7 protein-coding genes are annotated in these 6593 nt (G+C 69.3%); 2 read left to right on the top strand and 5 right to left on the bottom strand.

Features of this window, described 5'->3' with window-relative positions; genetic code table 11:
• The 4 genes from D7X12_RS37655 to ald all read right to left on the bottom strand — a co-directional run.
• Nucleotides 1-807, bottom strand: an 807-nt coding sequence (locus tag D7X12_RS37655; protein WP_147443921.1) for a response regulator, incomplete at its 3' end; no start/stop codon positions are given.
• 185 nt (nt 808-992) lie between these two features.
• The gene (locus tag D7X12_RS37650) at nt 993-1820 is read right to left on the bottom strand and encodes an anti-sigma factor family protein (protein WP_244225020.1); all 828 of its coding nucleotides are present in this window, start codon (nt 1818-1820) and stop codon (nt 993-995) included.
• Between the two features lie 51 nt (nt 1821-1871).
• Nucleotides 1872-2513 (bottom strand): sigma-70 family RNA polymerase sigma factor, encoded by a 642-nt coding sequence (locus D7X12_RS37645; protein ID WP_120611876.1) that lies wholly within the window; start codon nt 2511-2513, stop codon nt 1872-1874.
• 253 nt (nt 2514-2766) lie between these two features.
• Nucleotides 2767-3894 carry an alanine dehydrogenase gene (ald, locus tag D7X12_RS37640; protein ID WP_120630011.1) on the bottom strand — a complete coding sequence of 376 codons (1128 nt, stop codon included), beginning with the start codon at nt 3892-3894 and terminating at the stop codon, nt 2767-2769.
• A 177-nt stretch (nt 3895-4071) separates the two neighbouring features.
• Here ald and D7X12_RS37635 point away from each other — a divergent pair, with 177 nt between their 5' ends.
• The gene (locus D7X12_RS37635; RefSeq protein ID WP_120630010.1) at nt 4072-5382 is read left to right on the top strand and encodes a radical SAM family protein; all 1311 of its coding nucleotides are present in this window, start codon (nt 4072-4074) and stop codon (nt 5380-5382) included.
• A 32-nt stretch (nt 5383-5414) separates the two neighbouring features.
• Nucleotides 5415-6104: a tetratricopeptide repeat protein gene (locus D7X12_RS37630; RefSeq protein WP_120630009.1), complete on the top strand. Its 690-nt coding sequence runs from the start codon at nt 5415-5417 to the stop codon at nt 6102-6104.
• 14 nt (nt 6105-6118) lie between these two features.
• On the opposite strand, the gene D7X12_RS37625 is transcribed toward D7X12_RS37630, so the two are convergent.
• Nucleotides 6119-6593 (bottom strand): response regulator (locus D7X12_RS37625; RefSeq protein WP_244225019.1); only part of this gene is annotated, 475 nt, incomplete at its 5' end.

The raw sequence follows: 6593 nt of genomic DNA, 5'->3' as shown, positions 1-6593 counted from the left end.
GGGCGGGGGCACCGCGCGCAGCGGCGTGGGCGTGGCGACGGCGCGCACGGGCGCCACCGGCTCCGGCTCTGCGGCCGGCATGAAGCCAATGACGGTCTTCTCCTCCGGCTCGTCGTCCAGCCCGCTCAGCACGTCGAGCGAGTCGTCGTTGCCGGAGCCCAGCGAGTCGAGCGCGGAGCCCTCCTCCTCGGAGGAGGACGCGTCCAGGTCCGGCGGCGCCACCACGGCCTCTTCCTCGGGCGTGCCCGTGATGGGCTCGGAGGCGGGCTCGGACATGTCGCTGAACGCCTCGTCCAGCATGTCCAGGTCTTCACCGGGCACCGCGGGCTCCTCGCCCGTGTCCACGGCGATCTCCTCGCCGAAGTCCGGTGACGGCTCCTCGCCCAGCGAGTCCAGCGTGAGGCTGTCGTCCACCACCTCGTCGCTGGCGGGCAGCTCCGGGAAGCCAATGAGGCCGCCCACGCGATCCACCAGCGTGTCGGTGTCCACGGGCTTCGCCACGTACTCGTCCGCGCGCGCCTTCAGCTTGCTGTGCGCCGCGAAGCCGTCCGGGCTGCCGATGATGACGATGGGCACCGTCTTCAGCTCATCGTCCTTCTTCAGCTTGCCGCAGATGAGATAGCCGTTCTGTCCGGCGGACAGGTCCACGGCGAGCACCACGAGCTCCGGGCGCTCACGCCGGATCAGCTCCACGCTGCCCTTGCCGTCCCCCGTCGTCTGCGCCGTGAAGCCCCGGGCTTCCAGCGCCTGCTGCAGGGTGGCGGAGAGGGTGGCGTCGCTTTCGACGATCAGGATTCGCTTGGACATGAAGGGACGGCCGTCCTGGGGGTGCGGCGCGCGGTGGATCACCACGAACAGAGCGGCGGCGCGCGAAGAGAAGAAACGCCGTCGAGGCTATCGGCCATGTCCGGGACCGTCAATCTTCACACCCGGTGCAACGCCCGGTATTCAGTTGAGCAGGCGACCACTCAGGCCCCGCGTCGCGGGGCCGCTCAGGGCTGTAGCGAGACGGGCTGCAAGCTCACAGCGGCCTTCACCTGCGCGGGGCGCGGCGTGCCGTTGGAGCGCAGCTCCTGATCCCTCAGCATCTGCAGGATGGCGGCGTCATCCAGGTCCGTCACGAGCTCATACGTGATGTCCTGATCACGCCACGTCACGACGTTGTAGGCCTGGCTTTCATCCACGGCCACGTTCTGCACCGTGGGGCCCTCCTCCACCGTCACCCGCCGGCCCGTCGCCGGATACACGAACACGCCGATGTTGCGCTTGGCTTCGTTCGTGAGCCGGGGCTGGGTCTCGTAGCTGACGTAGACGACTTCCTGGCCGTTGAGCGTGGAGAAGCGCGCGCCCACGGGCCGCGCCTGCTGCAGGCGGGGCAGGGTGATGCGGTGCTCCACCTTGTCGTTGAACCACGCTTCAATCTGCTCCGGCGTGCCCGCGACGAACTCCAGGGGCCGCTGACGCGTGTGCCGCTGCACCGCCTCCAGGATGGAGGCGCGCTGCGCCTGGCCGGACTGGTACGTCATCCAGCCGCCGCCCACGGTCACCACCACCAGGGCCACCGCCCCGGCGCGAAGCCACTGGCTCACCTGGGCCCGCCGCTGCTCGCGGTGCAGGCCGGACTGGATGCCCGCGCGCAGTGACGCCGGCGCGCGCGTGCCCTGGGTGGAGACGGCGTGCTTCGCCGCGCGCCGGAGCGCCTGGCGCAGCTGCATCTCCTCGTCCACCCGCGCGACGCACCCGGAGCACTCTTCCAGGTGCGACTCCACGTCGTGGCGTTCCTCGGGCTGAAACTCGCCGTCGAGGTACGGGTACAACAATCGCTCGAGTTCCTGGCAGGTCATAGGGGCTCGATGGACTCCAACCTCTGTCTAGCCTGCCTTCTTCCTGCGCCGGTACTCTTCCAGGTCCGCGGGCGCCGGCACCGGATCTCCATCATGCCGGAAGACACCCTGGCCCTGGGCGTACTCACGCAGGGTCTTCTGCAGAAGCTTGCGACCGCGGAACAGCCGGCTCATCACCGTGCCCACGGGGCACTCCAGGATCTCCGCGATCTCCTTGTAGGAGAACTCCTGGAGGTCCGCGAGGATGACCACCAGCCGGAAGTCGATGGGCAGCGAGTCGATGGCGCGCAGCACGTCGTCCGACAGGAGCCGGTCGAAGAAGTACTGCTCGGGGTTGGCCGCGAAGTCCGTGGCGTCCCGGCTCACGAAGCGCTCGTGTACCGCCTCGCGCTCCACGCCCTCCACCACCGTGCGCTCCTTCACCTTGCGCCGGTACCGGTTGATGAACGTGTTCGTGAGGATCTTGAAGAGCCAGGCCTTGATGTTCGTGCCGCGCTCGAACTTGTCGAAGAAGCGGTAGGCCCGCATGCAGGTGTCCTGCACCAGGTCTTCGGCGTCGCGCTCGTTCTTGGTCAGCCGGAGGGCCGCTGAATAGAGCGGATCCAGGTGCGCCAGCGCCAGCTCTTCGAATTCCTGCTTCGTCCGGTTGGGTTGCCTGAAGTCCAGCATCATGCTCCCGCCTTCCAGGGGCCCGAAATGATTTGGGGAATGCGTCGCCTGCCTAACGGTCAATCTATGCACCGGAGCAGGCGGGTCAACAACGCTTTCCCCTGCCGCGCTGCACGCACGCCCGCTTCTGGAGAGCGGAGACGCCCGGCGGGATCATTTATTCCTCAGGGTGGGCACCCGAGGGGAAACCCGGACGGATTTCCCCTCCGGCAACCCGGCCAGAACACGTCTGGCCGGCTGCTGGGCGGCCTGGCTACCGCTTGCCGCCGATCGCGTCCATCAGGGGCACGTAGTCGTAGCCCATGTCCTTCGCGACGGCCTCGTAGGTGATGTGGCCGTTGTAGGTGTTGATGGCACGCTGAAGGGCGCGGTCCGACTTGATGGCCTCCACCAGGCCCAGGTCCGCGATCTTCCGCGAGTACGGGCGCGTGGTGTTGGTGAGCGCGAACGTGGACGTCTGGGGCACGGCGCCGGGCATGTTGGCCACGCAGTAGTGGACGACGTCGCTCACGGTGAACGTGGGGTTGTCGTGCGTGGTGGGCTTGCAGGTTTCGATGCAGCCGCCCTGGTCCACCGCCACGTCGACGACGACGGAGCCGGGCTCCATCTCGCCGATGAGCTCCCGCGACACCAGCTTGGGCGCCTTGCCGCCGGGGATGAGCACGCCGCCCACCACCAGGTCCGACTCGCGCACGGTGCGCGCGATGGACTCCGTGTCCGACGCCAGCGTCTGCGCGCGGCCGAGGAACACGTCGTCCAGGTAGGTGAGGCGCTCCAGGTTCACGTCGAGGATGGTCACTTCCGCGCCCATGCCCACCGCGACCTTGGCGGCGCACAGGCCCACCACGCCGCCGCCGATGATGGCCACGCGGCCACGGCGCACGCCGGGCACGCCGCCCAGCAGGATGCCCTTGCCGCCGTGCGCCTTCTCCAGGCACGCCGCACCCACCTGGATGGCCATCTTGCCGGCCACCTCGCTCATGGGCTTGAGCAGGGGGAGGCTGCCGTCGTCCAGCTGGAGCGTCTCGTAGGCGACCGCGGTGACCTTCTTCTTCAGGAGCGTCTTGGTGAGCTCCGGATCCACGCCCGCCAGGTGGAAGTACGTGTAGACGATCTGCCCGGGCTGCATGCGCTCGTACTCCGGCGCGATGGGCTCCTTCACCTTCACCACCATCTCCGCGCGCTTCCACACCTCATCCGCGCTGGTGATGATCTGCGCACCGACGCGCTGGTACTCCGAGTCCGGGATGCCGGAGCCGACGCCAGCGTTCGTCTCGACCAGCACCGTGTGGCCCGCGCTGGTGAGCGCGCGCACGCCCGCAGGCACCATGCCGACACGGTACTCGCGGGTTTTGATCTCCTTGGGAACTCCGACGATCACGACTGCCTCCGGATAGGGGACTGCGGAAAACGTGGCGGACCCATAAACCAGCGCCCCAGCGCTTTCAAGGCGCGCACGGACAGCCTGCGGCGTCGGGTTGTGATGGGGCTCATTCGCCCATCCACATGACGCGAGGCGTTGGACGCATGACGCTCGGCCCGTGGTAGTTAAAAGGGCATGACGCACGCGCCAAAGCTCCTCTTCGCGGACCCCAAGGGTCGGGTGATGGAGCATCCCTACCTCATCGCCACCCTGCGCAGCGGGGAGGAACTCGTGCCCCCGCAGGACAAGCCCATCGCCCTGCCGGCGGCCGGGCGCCTGGTGCACCTGCCCGGCCGCCTGCCCGTGGGGCTCAACCCGGACTCGGGCGAGCTGGAGCTGGTGCGGGAGATGAAGATGGGGGGCAAGACGTTCGTGCCCAACGCCGTGGGCGCGCTCCTGCCGCCCGGCTACACGCGCACGTTCCTGCCCGGTGAGGTGAAGGGCGACGGGCCGGTGCTCCCGCAGTGGGCGTACACGGCGGCGGCCTGGGGGGAGAAGGGGCCGCTCGCATGGGCCATCCACACCGACCGGCGCTCGCACTGGGAGCCGGAGGCGTACTCCACGCCGGAGCTCAAGGGCCTGGTCAACGCGCACCTGGAGCGCTTCCCGGACAGCCGCGTGCTCAAGCAGCTGAAGACGTGCGCGCTGCTCTACCGGTGCTTCACGTCGCAGAACATCTTCTACGCGCGCGACGAGGGTGCCATCCCCGCGTCCGTGATGTGCAACGCGCGCTGCGTGGGTTGCATCTCGGATCAGCCCGCGGACGGCCCCCCGGCCTCGCACGAGCGCATGGATGACGGCCCCTCCGCGGAGGAGATGGCGGCCATCGGCCTGTACCACCTGGAGCACGCGCCGGGCCGCACCATGGTGAGCTTCGGCCAGGGGTGCGAGGGCGAGCCGCTCACGCGCTGGAAGTACATCGCGGAGTCCATCCGGATGATGCGCGCGAAGACGGACAGGGGCTCCATCAACATCAACACCAACGCCAGCCTCACGCACGGGCTCAAGGCGCTCCTGGACGCGGGGCTGGACGCGGTGCGCGTGTCGCTCAACGCGGCGTCCAAGGGGCTCTACGAGGCGTACTACAAGCCGGTGAAGTACGGCTGGGAGGACGTCGAGGCCTCCATCGCGCTGGCCCGCGAGCGCGGCGCGTACCTGGCGCTCAACCTGCTCCTGTTCCCCGGCGTCACCGACCGCGAGGGTGAGGTGCGGGCGCTGGAGGAGCTGGTGCGCAAGTACCGCGTGGATCAGGTGCAGACGCGCTCGCTGTGCATCGACCCGCTCCAGTACCTGGAGGTGGCCCGGGGCGTGGGCGCGGGCGGTGAGCCGGTGGGCATCCGCACCCTCCTGCAGCGGCTGAAGGCGGCGCGGCCGGGGCTCATCATCGGCAACTTCGCGCGCGGCCTGGACGAGCGGGAGAACGCCGCGAGCACGCCAGGGGTTTGACCCCCCGGGGATGGGCGGCTACAGAGCCGGGCATGCCTGTCTCCTCGCGCGTCCCGTTCCGTCTGGCCGTCCTCTGTCTCTCTTCCAGCGCCGTGGCCGCCCTCGGCGCGTGCAGCAAGGCGCCCGAGGAGCCGGAGTTCGACCACGGCTTGAAGAAGCCCATCGTGCGCAAGCTGCGCGAGGCGTTGAAGGAGACGCCGTGCGACAAGGCGAAGGCGCAGGAGTACGCGCAGCTCCTCTTGACGACCGGCGACCTCAAGGGCGTGACGAAGGCGGCGGATGACTTCACCGCCGCGTGCGGACCGAACGTCGTCCTGCTCCAGCTCTCCTACACGGCGAACGCGCGCCAGGGGCAGAAGGCCGAGGCGCTGAAGGCCGCCACCGCGCTGGTGGAGGCGCAGCCGGAGAACGCGAGCTACCGGGTGTGGCGCGGCCTGTCGCAAGAGGCGCTGGGCCAGACGGAGGGGGCGGCGGCGGACTACCAGAAGGCCCTGGAGCTCCAGCCGGATCAGCGCCCCATCCTCAACGCGGCGGTGAAGGCCTACGAGACGCTCAACCGGCCCTGTGACGCGCTGGCCGCGTATGAGCGCTACGTGCAGGCGAAGCCCGCGGAGGCGAACAAGGCCGACATCAAGAACGCCATGGAGGCGCTCGCCCTCAAGACGTCCTGCCCCGCGGCGGAGACGGACGCCGGCACTGCCGACGCGGCCACGGCGCCCTGAAGGAGGGCGGGGGACTACTCGGCGCCGGGGGGCATCAGCTCCTTGGCGACGAGGTTGCCCATCACGGCGTCCTTCGGGATGTAGCCGTCGGCGCCGGCCTCGCGGCAGATGCGCTGCAGCTCCTCCACGTTCTCACCGGAGCACAGCAGCACCTTGATGCCCTTGAAGAGGCTGTTGCTCTTGATGAAGCGGCAGAACTGTTCGCCGTTCACGTTGGGCATGCGCACGTCCAGGAGCACCAGATCCGGGCGCGTCTGCTTCTTCAGGATGATCTTCGTGGCCTTGTCCGCGGAGTCCGCGATGTGGACCTCGAAGCCCTTGGACACGAGGTCCGCTTCGATGATGCGCGCGGTCATCTCGCTGTCGTCCACGATGAGGATGCGCGGCTTGCGCGCCCCGGGGGCCACCGTCTTCGGCGCGGCGATGCCCGCGGGCGCGGCGACGGCGGCCGGAGTGGAGGCAGGGCGGCGGTCGCGGCGGGGGGAGGGG

Source organism: Corallococcus sicarius (genome assembly GCF_003611735.1).
In the GTDB taxonomy this organism is placed as follows: domain Bacteria; phylum Myxococcota; class Myxococcia; order Myxococcales; family Myxococcaceae; genus Corallococcus; species Corallococcus sicarius.
This window is presented reverse-complemented; position numbering and strand designations above follow the sequence as displayed.